Below are 17401 nucleotides of genomic sequence, written 5' to 3' on the forward strand. Positions count from 1 at the left end.
TCTGCGGTGTCCTCGGCCATCAGTCCACGTACCTTGGGCCGGGCGGGGCCGGGGTGAGCCCGAGCACGGTTAACCATTTGCGGTACAACGTGTTCCACGTTCCGTCGCGGCGAATGCGTTCAAGCGTGCCGTTCACGAACCGCACCAGGCCGGTGTTGTCCAGCTTGATCCCGATGCCGTAGGGCTGGGTGCCCATATTGGGTCCGACGATGTGCAAATAGGGGTCCTGGGAAACCAGCCCGGCCAGGATCGAGTCGTCGGTGCTGACCGCGTCGACTTCGCGCTGCTGCAACGTCACCAGGCAGTCGGCCCAGTTGACCACCTCGACCACCATGGGCGGCGGCGAGATCTCGCGGATCCGCTCCAGCGACGTGGTGCCCCTCGCCACACACACCCGCTTGCCGGACAGGTCGGCCGGCTTGGTGATCGACGAATCCCGGGGCGCCAGGATGCGTTGGGCGGCATCGAGATAGACCGTGGAGAAGTTGACCTGCTTGCGCCGGTCGCAGGTGATGGTCATCGTCTTCACGACGATGTCGACCTCCGCCTTCTCCAGTGCGGTGATCCGCTCGGCGGACGACAGGATCCGGTACTCGACTTGCGATGGATTGCCGAAGATGTCGCGGGCGACCTCGCCGGCGATGTCGACGTCGAAGCCGACGATGTCACCGGTGATCGGATCGCGGAAGCTGAACAGGTTGCTGCCGATGTCCAGGCCGACGATCAGCCTTCCCCGGGCGCGGATGTTGGCGACCGCGGCGTCGGCGTCGGCCTGATTGTCGAACGGGCGAAGGCTCGCGGTGGGGTTGCAGTCGTCGGCGGTCTTGTCCGGCTGCAGCGCCGGCAATGCCGGCATGTCCTGCATGCCGGCCGGGGTCGGCGGCGGCAGGGTCGGCGCGGGCGCCACGACCATGGCACCGGACTGCCCGCACCCGGCTACGACCGTGGCGATCGCGACGAGGGCGCACAGGGTCCGCAGCCGACGCGTCGTCATCGGTACTCACTCAGCCGGGGCCACAACCCGAGCGCGACCGCGAGGGCTGCGCCCAGACTCAGCACGACGCCGCCGACCGTGGCGCCAGTGAGTCCGCGGCGGGCGTTGAGAATGTCGTCGCGCAATTCGTGGCGGCTCTGCTCCATGGCCTTGCCCAGCACGTAGTCGAGCTTGTCGAACGCGGGGGTGGAGTCGTCCTCGCCGCTGCCCAGCGCGACTTGGGTGGCGGCCCGGTAATTACCGACCGAGATGAAGGAGTTGATCCGGTCATCGGCTCGGCGCCACTGGTTCAGCAAATCGCCCGCGTTCTGCAGGTCGCTCTTGTCGACCGCGTCGCGGCGGGAGAGGTATCCGTCGAGCTGCTTGTGCATGGCGTCGATGCGTTCGTAGAAGGATTGTTTGCGGACCTCTTCGTCCCCGCGCCGGATCAACGACAGTGTCTCGTCGGCGCGCGCTTGCTGCGCACTGATGGACATGTTGGTGACGGTCTTCAGTGACTCTGCTGCAGTGTCTTTGGCGCTGCGGCTGCCGCCGGTGGAAATCGCGAGCGCGGTACCCACCCATACCACCATAACGAGAATTGCCAGCGCACCGGCGACAAGACCTGGGTTGATCCGTCGTTTGGTGCGACGGGCCAGCCAGCGGTGGGAGAACGCGCCGAAGACCGCCGTCGCGAAGACGACGAGGATCACCGGCGCCGGAATCTGGGTCGAGGCCGTCGTCTCGGTATCCACGCGCTCTGACGTCTCGCGGTACAGCCGCTGCGCGTCCGGCAGGATCTTCGACTGCATGAGCGTGGAGGCCTCGGACAGGTACGACGACCCGACCGGGTTGCCGGCCCGGTTGTTGGTGCGGGCGATCTCGATCAGCCCGGTGTACACCGCCAATTCGGCGTTGATTCGTCCCAGCAGCTGTACCAGCGGCTCGTCGGTCAACCCGCTGGACGCCCGGGTGGCCGCCACCGCCGCGTCGGTGATCGCCTGCTCGTAGCGCTGCCGGACGGTCCGCGGCTCGGCCTCCGCGATGAACGCGGTCGCGGCGGCCGCGTCGGCCACCGACAGCGTGGTGTACAGCCGCCCGGCCGCGAACGCCAGCGGCTCGGTGTGGCTCAGGACTGTGGTCAGCGCATGCTGTCGCTGGTTGATCGTGGTCGACGTGGCGAACGCGCTGAGCCCGCCGAGGATTGCCAGCACCAGACCAATGGAAAGGATGCGGCCGGGCGTCGTCGCGACGAACCACCAGCGGGGGTGGGCCGGTTCGAGTGGCGACCGTGAACCCAGCGGCTCGGTCGACGGATGAGCCAACTCAACGGTCACGTCTGTTCGAACCTCAACTTTCGGGCGTGCGTGACACGAACGGTATAAGCGAATTCTAAGAGCTCGCCGCCAAGTTGAGGGGATGTCGGGCTGGATTGCCGACACCGTCTCAACCAGTGGACCCGATGCGTCGCGGTCGGGCTGCTTATCCTGAACGCGTGCGCGGCGACGGGGACGGATGGGTGGTGTCCGACACCGGCAAGCATTACTGGGGTGTGCATGGGGCGGCCGGCCTGTTGCTTCGGGCCCCGCACCCCGCCGGCACGCACGCGGTGTTGCTGCAACACCGGGCGCCGTGGAGCCATCAGGGCGGAACCTGGGGTCTGCCGGGCGGTGCCCTGGACAGCCACGAAACCCCCGAGGAAGCCGCCAAGCGCGAGGCCCACGAAGAGGCCGGTCTGCCCGGTGAGCTGTTGTCGGTGCGGGCAACCGTCGTCACCGCCGACGTGAATGGGGCTTACGGCCGTCGCTGGACCTACACCACCGTCGTCGCCGACGCCGACGAGCTGCTGCAGACCGTGCCCAACATGGAGAGCGCCGAACTGCGCTGGGTCGTCGAGGAGGAGGTGGCCGAGCTGCCGCTGCACCCCGGCTTCGCGGCCAGTTGGCACCGGCTGCGCAGCGCCCTGCAGATCGTGCCGTGGACCCCCGGCGGTCAGCCGCGGGGCAATCTGGCACGCACGGTCGAGATCGAAGACGGCGGCCTGGTGCTGCGCATCGTCGGGTCGGCCGATTAGGCGAGTGCCGAACGGAGCTGCTCGGCCGCGGCCCGCGGATCTTCTGCGCCGGTGATCGCGCGGACCACCACAACGCGCCGGGCGCCGGCCTCGAGGACATCGGGCAGCCGAGCTGCGTCGATTCCGCCGATGGCGAACCACGGCTTGTCGGTGGCCGATTCTGCGGTGGAGCGCACCAGCGGCAGCCCCGGTGCCGGGCGTCCTGGTTTGGTGGGCGTCGGCCAGCACGGCCCGACGCAGAAGTAGTCGACGTCCTCCGCGATGGCCGCACTGACCTGCTGATGATCGTGCGCGGACCGGCCGATCAGCGTGTCCGGGCCGACGATGTCGCGGGCCACCGGCAACGGCAGGTCGTCTTGGCCGAGGTGCAGCACGTCGGCCCCGGCGGCGCGGGCGATGTCGGCGCGGTCGTTGACGGCCAGCAACGCGCCGTGCCGTCGCGCAGCATCGGCGAGAACCTCCAGTGCCGCGATTTCGTCGCGTGCCTCCAACGGGCCCCATTGCTGCTCACCCGTCGAGCCCTTGTCGCGCAGCTGAATGATGTCCACCCCGCCGGCCAGCGCTGCATCGGCGAACTCGGCCAGATCGCCGCGGTCGCGACGCGCGTCGGTGCACAGATACAGCCTGGCGTCGGCGAGCCGCTGCAGACCTGGGTGCACACCGAGACGCTAGCGACTACCGTGGGAAGCCGACACGGGAGTCCCAGGGTTCGGTGACGATGCAGGCCAAAGGCCTGCGGAGGAGCCGGACACGATGCGCAAGCCGGGGGCTGAGAGTGGGCGCGTCGGCCCTTACCGTCAAACCTGATCCGGATCATGCCGGCGAAGGGAGCGAAAGATGCCACCGGACTCCGGAACGCTGGCCGTCATCGGCGGTGGCGTCATCGGGCTGTCAGTGGCGCGCCGTGCGGCGCAGGCCGGCTGGTCGGTCCGAGTGCATCGTTCGGGGCAGCCCGGCGCGTCCTGGGTGGCCGCCGGAATGCTGGCGCCGCACAGCGAAGGATGGCCCGGCGAAGAGCGCTTGCTGCAGCTCGGCCTGGAGTCGTTGCGGCTGTGGCGAGAGGGAGAATTCACCGACGGTTTGCCCGCTCCGGTGATCACCGCGCGGGAGTCGCTGGCTGTCGCCGTCGATCGGGCCGACGTGGCCGACCTGCGCACGGTCGCGGACTGGTTGTCCGCGCAGGGCCACTCGGTGGTCTGGGAGTCGGCAGTCCGTGACGTGGAACCGTTGCTGGCGCAAGGCATCCGGCACGGCTTTCGGGCGCCTACCGAGTTGGCGGTGGACAACCGCGCCTTGCTCGACGGGTTGCAGGCGGCCTGCGAGCGGCTCGGTGTCGACTGGGACGGCCCGGTTGCCGATCTGGATGCCGTGCAGGCGGACGCCGTCGTGATCGCCAACGGCATCGATGCGCCTTCGCTGTGGCCCGGTCTGCCGATTCGGCCGGTGAAGGGCGAGGTGCTCAGGCTGCGTTGGCACTACGGTTGTATGCCGTTGCCGCAGAGGGTGATTCGTGCCCGGGTGCACGGTCGCCAGGTGTACGTCGTGCCACGCGCCGACGGTGTCGTCGTCGGCGCCACCCAGTACGAGCACGGCCGCGACACCGCGCCGACGGTGTCCGGTGTGCGGGACCTGCTTGACGACGCGTGCACGGTGATGCCCGCGCTCGGCGAGTACGAGCTGGCGGAGTGTATCGCCGGTCTGCGCCCGATGACGCCGGACAACATGCCGCTGGTAGGCCGTCTGGACGCGCGGACGTTAGTCGCCGCCGGCCACGGCCGGTCCGGTTTCCTGCTGGCACCGTGGACCGCCGAACAGATTGTGTCCGAACTCATTACGGTTGGAGCTGAAGCATGAGTCCGCCGGCGACGATGCAGAGCGAAGCGATGAGGAGGAGCGACGCATGATTGACCGCCGGCGACGATGCAGAGCGAAGCGATGAGGAGGAGCGGCGCATGATTGTCCGCCGGCGACGATGCAGAGCGAAGCGATGAGGAGGAGCGGCGCATGATTGTCCGCGTCAACGCTGACGACCTCGAGGTCGACGACCAGACGACTATCGCGACGCTGCTGCAGTCGCTGGGCTACCCGGACCGCGGCATTGCGGTCGCGATCGACCAAGCGGTTGTACCGCGGTCCGGTTGGACCACAACGCTTTCCGACGGTGCGCAGATCGAAGTGGTAACGGCGGTGCAGGGTGGCTGATGTGAAACTCACCATCGCAGGCCGCAGTTTCGCCTCGCGGTTGATCATGGGTACCGGTGGGGCGGCTAACCTCGCCGTGCTCGAAGAGGCGCTGATCGCGTCGGGCACGGAGCTGACGACCGTCGCGATGCGCAGGGTCGACGCCGTGGGCGGCACCGGCATGCTCGACCTGTTGAGTCGGCTCGGCATCACGCCGCTGCCCAACACCGCGGGCTGTCGCAGCGCTGCCGAGGCGGTGCTCACCGCGCAACTCGCCCGCGAAGCGCTGGGCACCGAATGGGTCAAGCTGGAAGTGATCGCCGACGAACGCACGCTGTTGCCCGACGCCGTCGAATTGGTCCGCGCCGCAGAGCAATTGGTCGACGACGGCTTCGTGGTGCTGCCCTACACCAACGACGACCCGGTGCTGGCCAGACGGCTGGAGGACACCGGCTGCGTGGCGGTGATGCCGCTCGGCTCGCCGATCGGCACCGGGCTGGGAATCGCCAACCCGCACAACATCGAGATGATCGTCGCCCAGGCCGGTGTGCCCGTCGTGCTCGACGCCGGCATCGGCACTGCCAGCGACGCCGCGCTGGCGATGGAATTGGGCTGCGACGCGGTGCTGTTGGCCACCGCCGTGACCCGCGCCGCCGACCCGCCCGCGATGGCCGCGGCGATGGCCGCCGCCGTCACCGCGGGCTACCTGGCTCGTCGGGCCGGACGGATCCCGAAGCGATTCTGGGCCCAGGCGTCGAGTCCCGACCTGTGAGCCGCTACGTCGCGCTCGGCAGCTCGATGGCGGCCGGCCCCGGTATCCGGCCATCTGCGCCGGGCGCCCCGTTCGGATCGGGCCGGTCGGCGCGCAACTATGCCCATCTGGTCGCCGAGCGACTGAACCTCGACCTGGTCGACGTCACCTTCTCCGGTGCCACCACCGCGCACGTGCTGCACGAGCGGCAGCGCAGCGCCCGGCCACAGATCGAGGCGCTGGACGGATCCGAAGAGCTGGTCACCATCACGATCGGCGGCAACGACGTCGGCTATGTGCCGCTGCTGATGGCCGCGTCGCTGCCGGCGATCGCTCGCCGCCTGCTCGCCGGCCGTGTGCGCGAACTGTTCGACCGCGCCGCGCGCGAGCGCGCACTCGACGACGTGGCTGACGCATTGCGCGGGGTCGGCACCGCGGTGCGTGGCCGCGCGCCGCAGGCCCGGGTGGTCTTCGTCGACTATCTGACGCTGTTGCCGGCCGAGGGTGCGCCTGCCGCTCCGCTGTCGGTGGAACACGCCGACCTGGGGCGATTCGTTTGCGCACGGCTGGAAGACGTCACCGCGGCGGCCGCCCAGGCCACCGGCTGCGAGCTGGTGCGGGCCGGCCATGCCAGCCGCGGCCACGACGGGTGGTCGGCGGACCCGTGGGCAGTGGCCGCGGGCCTGCCGTTGCCGTGGCGGCCGGCGCCGTTTCATCCCAACGCCGCCGGCATGCGCGCGGTAGCCGACCTGATTCTGGAGCAGGTCGGCAAGAACTGATTAGTTTCTCGACGCCCGGGTAAATCTAACGGGGCAACCATGCAGAGCGGCACAGCCAAGGGGAACTTTCCGTCTACACGACTCTGAGAGCGCACGTGCACAGTCAGGCTTTCGATCATTCGGCGCTCCTGTATCAGTCGGAGCGCGAATACGTCGACTCGGTGGTGCCTTTCGTCTGCGATGGTCTGGACCGTGAGCAACCGGTCATGGTCGGCGTGCCGGAAAACAAGTTGGTACCGCTGCGCGACGCGTTGGGAGATGCGGTCGCCCACGTGGCGATGGCGGATATCACCGAACTCGGCCGCAATCCCGGCCGCATCCTGGCCACTCAATTGGCATTCGTCGAGCGGCACCCCGACCGGCATGTCCGGATCGTCGCCGAGTTGGCCTGGACAGGGCGATCGGCATCGGAGTATCTCGCCTGCATGCACCATGAGGCGCTCGCGAACATCGCGTTCGCGGACGCCGAAGTCACAAGCCTGTGCCCCTACGACGCATCCGGTCTGGACGAAAGCGTGCTGGCCGACGTCCGCCTGACCCATCCGCAGATCTGGACTGGCGGATCGCGAACCCACTGCCCGGAGTTTGCGGTCGACGCCGCACTCGACCAGTGCAACCAGCCGCTGGCCACCAACCCGGCCGCGGTGACGCACACCGTCGAGCACCCCGCCGGTCTGGCCGGCGCACGCAAATGTGGCGAACGCTATGGCCGACTGCTGGGCATGTCCGCGGATCGCGTGGCCGACCTCCTGCTGGTCGCGACCGAACTGGCCACCAACAGCCTCGACCACGCCGGCGGCGCCTGCCGAATGGCTTTTTGGTACGAAGGCGGCTACGTCGTCTGCGAGGCGCGCGACATGGGCCACTGGATGGATCCGCTCGCGGGACGCCGTCCACCGGTCAGGGGTGGCGCCGGGCCATACGGACTTTTCGTCGTCAACGCGATCGCGGACTTGTTGCGCACGTACACGACGTCTGCGGGGACCACCGTGCAGGCCTATCTTCGGCTCGACGATTCATCCGAAGCCGCCAGTTGACGGCTCATTGCGGCTTCGGCGTCTAACCTGGTGCGCGATGGTAAATAAATCAACGCCCATGGTCATCGCCGTCACGCTCATGTTGTTCACCGGCGGGTGTGCGTCGCCGAACAACGCGAACTCGATGAAACCCGTCTCGGCCCCGGACTTCGCGGCGTCACTGCGCGGGCGGGTCACCACCGACGCGATGATGGCGCACCTGACGAAGTTGTCAGATATCGCCAAGGCCAACAACAACACCCGCGCGGTCGGTACACCCGGCTACGACGCCAGCGTCGACTACGTCGCAGGCAAGTTGCGGGACAAGGGTTTTGACGTGCAAACTCCGCAATTCGAAGCGCGGGTGTTTCACGCCGACCCAGGGTCGGTGACCATCGCCGACAAGAAGTTCGAGGCGCGGGCGCTGGAGTTCAGCTTGGCCACGCCGCCGGTTGGGGTGACCGGCCCGCTGGTTGCCGTGCCCGTCGATGCAAGCCCGGGCTGCAATGTCGCCGACTACGACAACCTGCCGGTCAACGGTGCGGTGGTGCTGGTGGATCGCGGCACCTGCCCGTTCTCCCAGAAAGAGAAGGCCGCCGTGCAACGCGGCGCCGTCGCGATGGTGGTGGCAGACAACACCATCGAGGAGAAAATGGGCGGCACGCTCGGCGAGAGCACGGACGTCAAGGTCCCGGTGGTCAGCGTCACCAAATCGGATGGCGCGCTGCTCCGCACCATGACGGGACCCGCGACCGTGCAACTCTCCGCGGAGACCAAGACCATCTCTGCCCGCAACGTGATCGCTCAAACCAAGACCGGATCGACCAGCGACGTGGTGATGGCCGGGGCGCATCTGGACAGCGTCCCCGAGGGACCGGGCATCAACGACAACGGCTCCGGCGTGGCCGCGGTGCTGGAAACCGCTCTGCAGCTGGGCAACTCGCCGGGGATCCACAACGCGGTGCGGGTCGGCTTCTGGGGTGCAGAGGAGCTCGGTCTGATCGGATCGCGAAAGTATGTCGAGTCGCTGGATCTCAACGCGCTCAAAGACATTGCGCTGTATCTGAATTTCGACATGCTCGCGTCGCCCAACCCGGGTTACTTCACCTACGACGGTGATCAGTCTCTGCCGCTCGATCAGCGGGGCAATCCGGTCGTGCCCGAGGGCTCCGCCGGTATCGAGCGGTCGTTGGCCGCCTACCTCAACTCAGCCGGAAAGACCCCGCAGGATACGTCTTTCGACGGCAGGTCGGACTATGACGGGTTCACCGTGGCGGGTATCCCGGCCGGCGGCTTGTTCTCCGGCGCCGAGGTCAAGGAGACGCAGGAAGAGGCGAAGTTGTGGGGCGGCGCCGCCGACCAGCCGTTCGACCCGAACTACCACAAGGACACCGACACCCTTGATCACATCGACAAGACCGCGTTGGGCATCAACGGCGGCGGCGTGGCCTACTCGATCGGGCTCTACGCCCAAGATCTGACCGGCCGCAACGGAGTTCCGGTCCGCGAAGACCGGACCCGCCACACGGTGTCGAAGTAGTCGGACGCTCAGTCGCCGGTTCGCTCGAATTTGTCTTCGAAATCGCCACCGATGCAAGCACTTCCGGTTGAGACATTCGTGCCGTGCCCGATCAGTAACGGGATCGGATCCTGCAGGTCTGCGGGCAGTGGGTATTCCGCGGTGATCTTGGTCTGCGTCGTACCGCCGAGACTGCACGGCACGGTGCCCTCGTCATTACGCGTCCACTTTCCGTCCGCGAAGACCAACGGCACGACCCCGTCGGGGGCATGGAACATGCTCATGCACCGATCCCCGGTGCGAAGGCAGTCGGTCTGCACGGTCAGATCATCAAGCCCGGGTGTGAAACTGCCGTTCGAATAGGTGATCGCCTCGTGGTAGCGGCCGTGCAGCGTCGAGGCCGGGGACACCGCTCGCGGTGGTAGGCCCGCCGGGTCGGGAATCTTGGTGGTGTCGGCGTCGCCGGTCCGGGTGAAGGTCACGGTGCGCTTGAAGGCGCTGCAGCTGTTGGTGGTGCCCCTGGTCGTGTCGCCCGACAGCGTGCCGTCCGGTTGCGGTTGCAGGGTGAACACCACCCACACCTCGACGGGGGCGTCGTTGCACTGAGTTGACCCGATTCCCACGGCAATCCAGCGGCCGCCGACTTGGTCGAACACCAGATCCGAGACGGGAACGATGCCGCTGCCACCCAGGTATGACGCGGTCGCGACGCAGCCGGCCGCCCTGCAGACCGAGCGCACACCCCACGCGGCGGCCATCGCCGGCCCCCCGGGAATCGGTTTACCCTGCAGATCGGTGGCCGGCCCGTAATTCGCCCGGTAGGTGCCGTCGAAGTTGTGTGGGCTGGCGGCGGCGACCGGCGGCGCGGTTCCGGCTCGATGCCGATGCTGCACAAACGTTACGCCCCCGAATACCGCTGCGGCGACGGCTAGTAGCGCGATGCTCGCGGCAATCACCAAGCGGGGCGCGCGGATTCGCCGTCTGGCGGTCATCAGGGTGGGAGCGGGAGGCACTTGGCTCGGCTGCCACGGCGGAGCAGGCGCACGGACCTGCCCGGGCGGGGAGCGGAGCGCGTCGCTCAGTGCGCGGGCGAAGTCCCGGCAGCTGGCAAACCGATCAGCCGGCGCTTTCGCCATCGCTTTGGCCATCACCGGATCCAGCGCCGCCAGCTCGGGTCGCCGTTGCGCCAATGACGGCACCGGCGCCGCAACATGTTTGGTGATCACCACGGCGGGGTTGGAGTCGGCGTAGGGCGGGGATCCGGTCAGTAAGTCGAAAGCGGTGCACGCCAGCGCATACTGGTCGGTGCGTCCGTCGAGCGGCTCACCGCGCAGCTGCTCGGGCGCCGCGTAGGCCATGGTGCCGACCGCCATGTTGGTTGCGGTCAGTCCCGATGGGTCGTCGATCAGCCGTGCGATACCGAAGTCGGCCAGAAAAATCCGCTGCGCCTGGGGATCCAGCAGGATGTTGGCCGGTTTGACATCTCGGTGCAGCAGACCCCGCTGGTGCGCGTAATCCAACGCCGATGCCACCGCGGTGATGATCTGCATCGCCTCGCCGGCGGGCAGCCCCGCGGGATGCTGCTCGCGCAACAGCTGCGCCGCATCGGTGCCGGCCACATAATCCATCGAGATCCAGAGCTGGCCGTCGTATTCGCCGCGATCGTGGACGCCCAAGATGTTGGGATGCGACAAGCTCGCCGTGAGTTCAGCCTCGCGCAAAAAGCGGGCGCGGTAATCCGGATCCGCGGTCCACTCCGCGGGTAACACCTTCAGCGCGTCTTGGCGCGGCAAGCGCGGATGCGCGGCCAGGTACACCGTGCCCATGCCACCGGCGCCGAGCACGCGCAGGATCGTGTATTCCGCGAACAGTTCGCCCACCGAGACCGGCATGGGCAAATCCTAGCTATGCTGCTGGTGTTTAGCTGGCGAATCTGGTGGGCGCGGAAACGGCATGATGAGCGACGGGGTAGGCACGGGGCCGGCCTTTGCGGTATCGCCGACTGCCGGATCAGAGGACGACGCAGTTCAATTCGGTGTCCTGGGTCCGTTGCAAATGCGCGTCGGCGGAGCGTCGATACCGCTGGGCACGCCCAAGCAGCGAGCGGTGTTGGCGGTGTTGGTCGTCAATGCGAACCGGCCGGTGGCCATCGACACCCTGATCGGCGCCGCGTGGGATCAACGACCACCACAAGGAGCCCGGGCGACACTGCACGCCTACATCTCGAATCTGCGCCGGCTTTTGAGCGGCGCGGGTCTGGACCGCACCGCGCTGGCCAGCACACCGCCGGGATACCAACTGACCATCGCCGATGATCAATATGACTTCGGGCGCTTTGTCGCCGAGAAGAATGCCGGGCTGCAGGCCGCAGCCGCCGGACACTTCGAGCCGGCCGCCCGGCACCTGTCGGCCGCGCTGGCGCAGTGGCGCGGCCCGGTCCTCGAAGATCTGCGCGACTTTCACTTTGTCGAAACCCTCGCCGCGGCGCTCGATGAGGAGAAGGTAGTCGTGCACATCGCTCGAGCCGAGGCCGAAATCGCCAGTGGCCGAGCACACGCCGTGATCACCGACCTCGAGGCGCTGACCGTGACGCACGGTTATCGAGAGCCGCTGTGGGCCCAGCTGATGACCGCCTACTATCTGGCCGACCGCCAATCAGATGCTCTCGATACTTATCTGCGGCTCAAGACGTTGCTGGCCGAAGACCTCGGTATCGACCCCGGGTGGACGGTACGTGAGCTCTACGAACGGATCCTGCGACAGGAAACGCTCGACGTGCACAAAACCGCGCAGGTGCACGCCGAAGACACCATTGTTGCTCAGTCCGACAACGCAATTCGGGTCCACCGACCGACACCGGCGGCGTTGCGCGGCGCGGACGGGCAACGCTACGCCCTGGCCGGCACGGCCACCCGGATCGGTCGCAGTCCCGACAACGACATCGTGCTGTCCGACGCCAAAGTGAGTCGCCACCACGCCGTCATCACCGACGACGGCACGACGTTCCTCATCACCGACCTGGGTTCGGCCAACGGGGTCCGCGTACTCGGCCGCCGAATCGATCCCAGTACCCAACTACGCGACGGCGATCGTATTCGCATCGGTGACCAGGAATTCACCCTCGAAACAGAGACTGGGCGCGCTACTTAGGATCCGTTCAGGCCGCCGGCGGATTGTGGTGCAAAACCGGATCGACAATTCAAAGGAGCACTGACGATGAACTACCGGCCCGAACCACCCCAGCTGATGCCGACCACCGTTGCCGACGGGCGCGTCCCGGGCGTGTACTACCGCATCGACGGAGAGCTCGTTCCGGTGCTGCACATCTGGCTCGACGGCAGCGTGCCAGTCTTTTTCGAGCATCACATCGTGTTGTGGAAGGATCCCGCCCTCAAGATCGGCGTCCGGGGCAAAGGTGCGCTCAAGAGAATGGTCGCCGGCATGCAGCTGCTGTTGACCGAGGCCAACGGGCCGGGACAGATCGCGTTCTCCCGCGATGGCGTCGGGCACGTATTTCCGCTCCATTTGCGCGCCGGTTCGGCCGTCGAAGTCCGCGAGCACCAATACCTCGCGGCGACAGGAAATCTCGAGTACGGCTTCGCTCGGCAGAAGGGCATCCGAAATATGCTGTTCGGGTCGACCGGGTTCTTCGTCGACCGGTTCGCTGCGCCAAAGTCAGAAGGTGTGCTGTGGCTGCACGGCTACGGCAACGTCTTCGAGAAGGTGCTGGCCCCGGGCGAGCAGATCGACGTGGAGCCGGGAAGCTGGATCTACCGCGACGAGAGTGTACGAATGGAACCAAAGATCTACGGGCTGCGCACCGGAATGTTCGGCGGGACAGGCAATCTCATCTTCAACCGCTTCACCGGCCCGGGGCGTGTCGGTATTCAGTCGATGTACCTGGACATGTCGACCGACTCCGACCGGTAAGTCATTAAGAATCCATAAAGCCCCGTGTCGCACTGTGATCACGCATCGCGTCAGCAAACACAAAGGAGCAGCAATGAAACGCGAACTCATGATCACCGCCGGTGCGGCAGCAACCCTCGCTGCGGCGTTGGCCGGTTGTTCACACCACGACGGAACGGTCCGCGCCGGCAACGCCGCTGTCGCCCCGGCCGGGTCGTCCAACACCAAGGTGCTCGTCGACGGTAAGGACCAGAACGTGAAGGGCCAAGTGGCCTGCACCACCGCGGCCGGCACCGTCAACATCGCCATCGGAGGCGGATCCGGCTCCGGTGGGGCACCCACCGGCATTGGCGCGGTGTTGACGGACGCCAATCCGCTGGTCGTCAAATCCGTTGCCCTCGGCAATGTCAACGGTGTGTCGTTGGGTGTCGGCGGAACGTCCGGCAAGGCCGATGCCACCAAGGACGGCAGCACCTACAAGATCAGCGGTACCGCCAGCGGTGTGGACATGTCCAACCCGATGGCCGGCCCGGTGAACAAGTCGTTCGAGCTCGACGTCACCTGCCCGTAGCCGAGACCGGCCACTGGGTGCCGCTGCGGCGGCACCCAGTGCTCACCACAACAAAGGAAGCCTTTCATGAACAACAACAAGCCTTTCATCATCGCGGCTGGAGCAATCGCCGCACTGTTCACCGCGTCGCTCGTGTTCCGCTACATCGTCCTGAGTCAGGCCGGCCTGTCCGGTGGATGGATCCTCTACATGGGACTCCCGGCCGGAGGAATCATCGCGGTGATTCTGTTGCTATTCCGGCTCGGCATACTCAATTTCGGTGACAAGCCGAGCATCGCCGCACCGCCCTGGCAGCATCACACCGTTGCACAGCCGCCGTTCGCGGCGCCGACGTCGCAGCGACTGCAAGAGCTCGAGAGCATGCGCGACAGCGGCACCATTTCCGAGACCGAGTACTTCGCCAAACGTGCGCGGATCATCTCGGGGCTGTAACTGGCTCAACCGATTTGAGCAATCCGAGGCATCAACTCGTCCCCGTAGCGCTTCACGAAGCCTGCGGGGTCCGGGTTGCCCGGGAACGGGCCTACGTTGATCATCTGGACACCGAGCCCGGCCAAACCTTCGACCGTCTTCAGGTATCCATCGACGTCGTCGAATGGATCGACGAACAGTCCGACCGTCTTCTGGATCTCGGTGACGTCGCGACCCACAGTATCGCAATGTCTTTGCAGCACACCAATTTTGTGGGCGACCACGTCGGCGTCGTAGTCGGTTGAATTCCACACGTCGGCGTACTGTGCGACCATCCGAAGCGTCTTCTTCTCACCACCGCCACCGATCAGGATCGGCGGCCGGCGAATCGGCTGCGGCTGACAGATCGTCTCGGCCAGTTGATGGTGCTTTCCCTGGTAAGCGCCGTTGTTGTCGCTCCACATCTGCTGACAGATCTGCAGCGTCTCTTCGAGCATTTCGAAGCGCTCGCTCAACGGCGGATAGGGAACGCCGAGGGCCAGGTGTTCCCGCTCATACCAGGCGGCTCCGATGCCCAGCATCGACCGGCCCTGCGAGAGCACATCGAGTGTCGTCACCGTCTTGGCCAGTACACCTGGATACCGATAGGTGACACCGGTGACCATCAATGTCAACGTGATGCTGGTGGTCCGGCCGGCCAGGTAACCGAGCGACGTGTAGCCCTCCAAGAACGGATCCTCGGCGCGCCCAACGTTTTCCATCTGGAAGAAATGATCCGCCAGGGTGAACATCGTGGCGCCGATCTCCTCGGCGGCCGTCGCGGTCGACAGCAGGGTCGGCGCCAGATTCGCGGGGTCACCCGGTAAAAAGTCGATGTAGTGAATGCCAACTTCCATTGCACGCTCCTTCGTCAGTCGGTCAAACGCTGGAGCAGCGCCAACGCATCGTTGATGACGCGGCGTTCTCGCTCCGTATAGCGTTCGTGTATGGCACGGGCCAGCCATTCCTCGCGGATCTGGCGGTCGCTTTCAGCGCGCCGGCGGCCCGCGGCGGTCAGCGAAATCACCTGCCGCCGACCGTCATCAGGGTCGGGTGCGCGCCGGATGAGGCCGTGCTGGTCGAGGCCGGTCAGGATGGCGGCCATCGACTGCGGCCGCACTCGCTCCGCCGCGGCCAATGCGCTCGCCGACGATGCGCCCTCTTTCCACAACCGGGTGAGCACCGCGGTCTGCGATGGTGTCAGTCCGCCGCCGACCTCGACTTCCTTGAGCTGACGGCGTAATCGGCTGAACATCACCCGTAGATCCCGGGCCGCTGCGGCTGCCGACTCGCTGATCCCGTCCACGTCGCCAACGGTACACCCGACAGTTCAAACTGTACAGTTGAAACTGTCTAAATTAGGCGCAGCCAAGGGTGGTTGGGGGGTGATGCGGTTCAGCGGGAGGAGTGCCGGACGGCGTTTCCGCCCAGATAGGCGAGGTATCCGATCAAACCGACCGTCGCGAAGCTGCGGGTCTGCTTGCTGCTGAAGCCAAGCCCCAGCACGGTTTCGATGCTGCCGTTGGTGTAGACGTGCTGACGTGTGTTGCGCGGAAACGCAGACTTGGTGATCGGCTCGAAGAGTCGCGGGCTGGTGAAGTGCGACAGCCCGGCGCCGGCCAACGCCAAACCGGTGTATCGCGCGACGCGGTTACTCTTGCGAGACATGTTCGCTCCTTAGCTGATCGCGTAGTCGCTCAGCGGAAAATTCGACGCTTCTTCGATTGCGGTCGAGGTGGCCATCGGACGCAGCAGCGAGGGCTCGCCGCTGGGATTGAAATAGTAGGACCGTGACGAGGCGCAGTTACCGAGGATCCACAGCGAATCACCGAGCAGTTCGGTCATTCGGTCGAGGTAGTGCGCGTTGGCCTCTTCGGTTACTTCGAAGGTATCGGCGCCGCGCCGCTTGACCTCGGTGAAAAGCCGGTCCATCAGCCGCATCTGGTACTCCATGGTGTTGAAGAAGTTCAACCCCAAGAAAGCGAATGGGCTGGCCAGGCTGAGGTAGTTCGGGAAGTACGGCATCGATACGCCTTGATAGGCCTGGAATCGCGTTTCACGCCACCACTTTCCGAGGTTGCGCCCGTCCCGTCCGATGACCTCGATGGCCGGGAAGTTGGCTTCCCAGAGGTCGAATCCGGTGGCCAGCACCAGCGTGTCGATCTCGGTTTTGGTTCCGTCGGCGTTGACGATGCCGTCGGCCTCGATGCGCTCGATGCCGTCGGCCTGCAGGTGCACGTGCGGTTTGGTGAAGGTGCGGAAATATGTGTTGGAGAACGTCGGGCGCTTGCAGCCGATGTCGTAGTCGGGGGTGAGCTTGCGGCGGAGTTCTTTGTCACGGATCGCCACAAACTGGTTGATCTTGCACAGATCCATCGCAGAGATATTGAGCCGCCGGAACAGCGGAACGCGGTATCGCACCAAGCCGATGGTGATCATCAACTCGTAGATGGTGTCGGTGACCGCGCGGATCGTCCGCTGGGTCCACGGTAAGCGAGCGAAGAGCCGCTTGGCCCCGTCGGAGAACCGCAGATCGATCTTCGGTGCCACCCAGATCGGGGTGCGCTGGTAGACGGTGAGATCGGCGGCCTTCTCCGCGAGCTTCGGAATCAGCTGCACCGCCGTCGCGCCCGTTCCGATGATCCCGATCCGCTTGCCCGTCGGGTCGAAGTCGTCCTCCCAATCGGTGGTGTGGATGACCTTGCCATCGAAGGTGGTGATTCCCGGGATGTCGGGTGTCTTCGGCTGGGACAGGAAGCCGGTGGCGGTGATCAGGTAGCGCGCCGACACCACGTCGCCACCGGCCAGCGCCACCTGCCAGTGCCGGGTCTCGTCGTCCCAGCGGGCGCTTTCCACGACCGTGTTGAACCGCATGTGCCGGCGCACGTCGTACTTGTCGGCCACCCCGGCGGCGTACTGCTTGATCTCCGGTCCAGGGGTGAACAACCGTGACCAGTTCGGGTTCGGTTCGAAGAAGTACGAGTAGGTGGTGGTGGGAACGTCGACGGCCAAACCCGGATAGTGGTTGACGTGCCAGGTTCCGCCGAGGTCGTCCTCACGGTCAAGGATGACGAAGTCGTCGATCCCGAGGCGCTTGAGCTGAATCGCCGCGCCGATACCCCCGAAGCCGGCCCCGACGACGAGGGCCTCGAAGTGCTCCGAATTCATGGACAGACAA

Annotated in this window: 19 protein-coding genes; 11 read left to right on the forward strand and 8 right to left on the reverse strand. The window is 66.2% G+C overall.

Going from position 1 to position 17401, the window contains the following annotated elements:
* Nucleotides 1-19 precede the first annotated feature (19 nt).
* Together G6N27_RS19170 and glnX are read right to left on the reverse strand one after the other, a co-directional pair.
* The gene (locus G6N27_RS19170) at nt 20-994 is read right to left on the reverse strand and encodes a glutamate ABC transporter substrate-binding protein (RefSeq protein ID WP_163779104.1); all 975 of its coding nucleotides are present in this window, start codon (nt 992-994) and stop codon (nt 20-22) included.
* Nucleotides 991-2310 (reverse strand): protein kinase G-activating protein GlnX, encoded by a 1320-nt coding sequence (glnX, locus tag G6N27_RS19175; RefSeq protein ID WP_163779108.1) that lies wholly within the window; start codon nt 2308-2310, stop codon nt 991-993. The genes G6N27_RS19170 and glnX overlap by 4 nt, the downstream gene beginning before the upstream one ends.
* Nucleotides 2311-2468: 158 nt before the next feature.
* Here glnX and G6N27_RS19180 point away from each other — a divergent pair, with 158 nt between their 5' ends.
* A complete protein-coding gene (locus G6N27_RS19180) occupies nt 2469-3047 on the forward strand; it encodes an NUDIX hydrolase (RefSeq protein WP_179963304.1) in 579 nt (192 codons plus the stop codon).
* Here the strand turns inward: G6N27_RS19180 and thiE are convergent.
* On the reverse strand, nt 3044-3694 hold the full coding sequence (thiE, locus tag G6N27_RS19185; protein WP_163782015.1) for a thiamine phosphate synthase: 651 nt from the start codon (nt 3692-3694) through the stop codon (nt 3044-3046). The genes G6N27_RS19180 and thiE overlap by 4 nt on opposite strands.
* Before the next feature lie 190 nt (nt 3695-3884).
* Here thiE and thiO point away from each other — a divergent pair, with 190 nt between their 5' ends.
* From thiO to G6N27_RS19215, 6 genes are all read left to right on the forward strand, one after another.
* Nucleotides 3885-4901, forward strand: coding sequence for a glycine oxidase ThiO (gene thiO / locus G6N27_RS19190; RefSeq protein ID WP_163779110.1), 1017 nt, complete (start codon nt 3885-3887; stop codon nt 4899-4901).
* A gap of 150 nt (nt 4902-5051) precedes the next feature.
* Complete coding sequence (gene thiS, locus G6N27_RS19195; RefSeq protein WP_163779113.1) at nt 5052-5249, forward strand: sulfur carrier protein ThiS; 198 nt, start codon at nt 5052-5054, stop codon at nt 5247-5249.
* Nucleotides 5242-6000: a thiazole synthase gene (gene thiG / locus G6N27_RS19200; protein WP_163779117.1), complete on the forward strand. Its 759-nt coding sequence runs from the start codon at nt 5242-5244 to the stop codon at nt 5998-6000. The genes thiS and thiG overlap by 8 nt, the downstream gene beginning before the upstream one ends.
* Nucleotides 5997-6758 (forward strand): SGNH/GDSL hydrolase family protein, encoded by a 762-nt coding sequence (locus G6N27_RS19205; protein ID WP_163779120.1) that lies wholly within the window; start codon nt 5997-5999, stop codon nt 6756-6758. Before thiG ends, G6N27_RS19205 begins: the two co-directional genes overlap by 4 nt.
* 95 nt (nt 6759-6853) lie before the next feature.
* Complete coding sequence (locus G6N27_RS19210; protein ID WP_232064690.1) at nt 6854-7795, forward strand: anti-sigma factor RsbA family regulatory protein; 942 nt, start codon at nt 6854-6856, stop codon at nt 7793-7795.
* Nucleotides 7796-7874: 79 nt separating this feature from the next.
* Nucleotides 7875-9314 carry a M28 family metallopeptidase gene (locus tag G6N27_RS19215; protein WP_232065134.1) on the forward strand — a complete coding sequence of 480 codons (1440 nt, stop codon included), beginning with the start codon at nt 7875-7877 and terminating at the stop codon, nt 9312-9314.
* An 8-nt stretch (nt 9315-9322) separates the two neighbouring features.
* Here G6N27_RS19215 and G6N27_RS25570 read toward each other — a convergent pair whose 3' ends face one another.
* Complete coding sequence (locus tag G6N27_RS25570) at nt 9323-11185, reverse strand: serine/threonine-protein kinase (RefSeq protein WP_163779126.1); 1863 nt, start codon at nt 11183-11185, stop codon at nt 9323-9325.
* 163 nt (nt 11186-11348) lie between these two features.
* Between G6N27_RS25570 and G6N27_RS19225 the strand changes: the two genes are divergently transcribed.
* The 4 genes from G6N27_RS19225 to G6N27_RS25610 all read left to right on the forward strand — a co-directional run bounded on the left by G6N27_RS19225 (nt 11349) and on the right by G6N27_RS25610 (nt 14205).
* Nucleotides 11349-12443: a BTAD domain-containing putative transcriptional regulator gene (locus G6N27_RS19225; RefSeq protein WP_232065135.1), complete on the forward strand. Its 1095-nt coding sequence runs from the start codon at nt 11349-11351 to the stop codon at nt 12441-12443.
* 66 nt (nt 12444-12509) lie between these two features.
* Nucleotides 12510-13223 (forward strand): AIM24 family protein, encoded by a 714-nt coding sequence (locus G6N27_RS19230; RefSeq protein WP_163779131.1) that lies wholly within the window; start codon nt 12510-12512, stop codon nt 13221-13223.
* Nucleotides 13224-13296: 73 nt separating this feature from the next.
* Nucleotides 13297-13773 carry a lipoprotein LpqH gene (locus tag G6N27_RS19235; RefSeq protein WP_163779135.1) on the forward strand — a complete coding sequence of 159 codons (477 nt, stop codon included), beginning with the start codon at nt 13297-13299 and terminating at the stop codon, nt 13771-13773.
* Between the two features lie 66 nt (nt 13774-13839).
* Nucleotides 13840-14205, forward strand: a complete 366-nt coding sequence (locus G6N27_RS25610) for an SHOCT domain-containing protein (protein WP_163779141.1) — start codon at nt 13840-13842, stop codon at nt 14203-14205.
* Between the two features lie 5 nt (nt 14206-14210).
* Here G6N27_RS25610 and G6N27_RS19245 read toward each other — a convergent pair whose 3' ends face one another.
* From G6N27_RS19245 to G6N27_RS19260, 4 genes are all read right to left on the reverse strand, one after another.
* Nucleotides 14211-15080 (reverse strand): LLM class F420-dependent oxidoreductase, encoded by an 870-nt coding sequence (locus G6N27_RS19245; protein ID WP_163779145.1) that lies wholly within the window; start codon nt 15078-15080, stop codon nt 14211-14213.
* A gap of 14 nt (nt 15081-15094) precedes the next feature.
* Complete coding sequence (locus G6N27_RS19250; RefSeq protein ID WP_163779148.1) at nt 15095-15529, reverse strand: MarR family winged helix-turn-helix transcriptional regulator; 435 nt, start codon at nt 15527-15529, stop codon at nt 15095-15097.
* Between the two features lie 89 nt (nt 15530-15618).
* Nucleotides 15619-15891 (reverse strand): hypothetical protein, encoded by a 273-nt coding sequence (locus G6N27_RS19255; RefSeq protein WP_163779151.1) that lies wholly within the window; start codon nt 15889-15891, stop codon nt 15619-15621.
* 9 nt (nt 15892-15900) lie between these two features.
* Nucleotides 15901-17391, reverse strand: a complete 1491-nt coding sequence (locus G6N27_RS19260) for a flavin-containing monooxygenase (protein WP_163779154.1) — start codon at nt 17389-17391, stop codon at nt 15901-15903.
* Nucleotides 17392-17401 lie beyond the last annotated feature (10 nt).

This window comes from Mycobacterium cookii, from assembly GCF_010727945.1.
In the GTDB taxonomy this organism is placed as follows: domain Bacteria; phylum Actinomycetota; class Actinomycetes; order Mycobacteriales; family Mycobacteriaceae; genus Mycobacterium; species Mycobacterium cookii.

Coding starts and splice junctions, on each gene's coding strand:
- G6N27_RS19170 (WP_163779104.1), bottom strand. CDS start 994: ATGACGACGCGTCGGCTGCGGACCCTGTGCGCCCTCGTCGCGATCGCC.
- thiO (WP_163779110.1), top strand. CDS start 3,885: ATGCCACCGGACTCCGGAACGCTGGCCGTCATCGGCGGTGGCGTCATC.
- thiS (WP_163779113.1), top strand. CDS start 5,052: ATGATTGTCCGCGTCAACGCTGACGACCTCGAGGTCGACGACCAGACG.
- G6N27_RS19215 (WP_232065134.1), top strand. CDS start 7,875: ATGTTGTTCACCGGCGGGTGTGCGTCGCCGAACAACGCGAACTCGATG.
- G6N27_RS25570 (WP_163779126.1), bottom strand. CDS start 11,185: ATGCCGGTCTCGGTGGGCGAACTGTTCGCGGAATACACGATCCTGCGC.
- G6N27_RS19225 (WP_232065135.1), top strand. CDS start 11,349: ATGCGCGTCGGCGGAGCGTCGATACCGCTGGGCACGCCCAAGCAGCGA.
- G6N27_RS19230 (WP_163779131.1), top strand. CDS start 12,510: ATGAACTACCGGCCCGAACCACCCCAGCTGATGCCGACCACCGTTGCC.
- G6N27_RS19235 (WP_163779135.1), top strand. CDS start 13,297: ATGAAACGCGAACTCATGATCACCGCCGGTGCGGCAGCAACCCTCGCT.
- G6N27_RS25610 (WP_163779141.1), top strand. CDS start 13,840: ATGAACAACAACAAGCCTTTCATCATCGCGGCTGGAGCAATCGCCGCA.
- G6N27_RS19245 (WP_163779145.1), bottom strand. CDS start 15,080: ATGGAAGTTGGCATTCACTACATCGACTTTTTACCGGGTGACCCCGCG.
- G6N27_RS19255 (WP_163779151.1), bottom strand. CDS start 15,891: ATGTCTCGCAAGAGTAACCGCGTCGCGCGATACACCGGTTTGGCGTTG.
- G6N27_RS19260 (WP_163779154.1), bottom strand. CDS start 17,391: ATGAATTCGGAGCACTTCGAGGCCCTCGTCGTCGGGGCCGGCTTCGGG.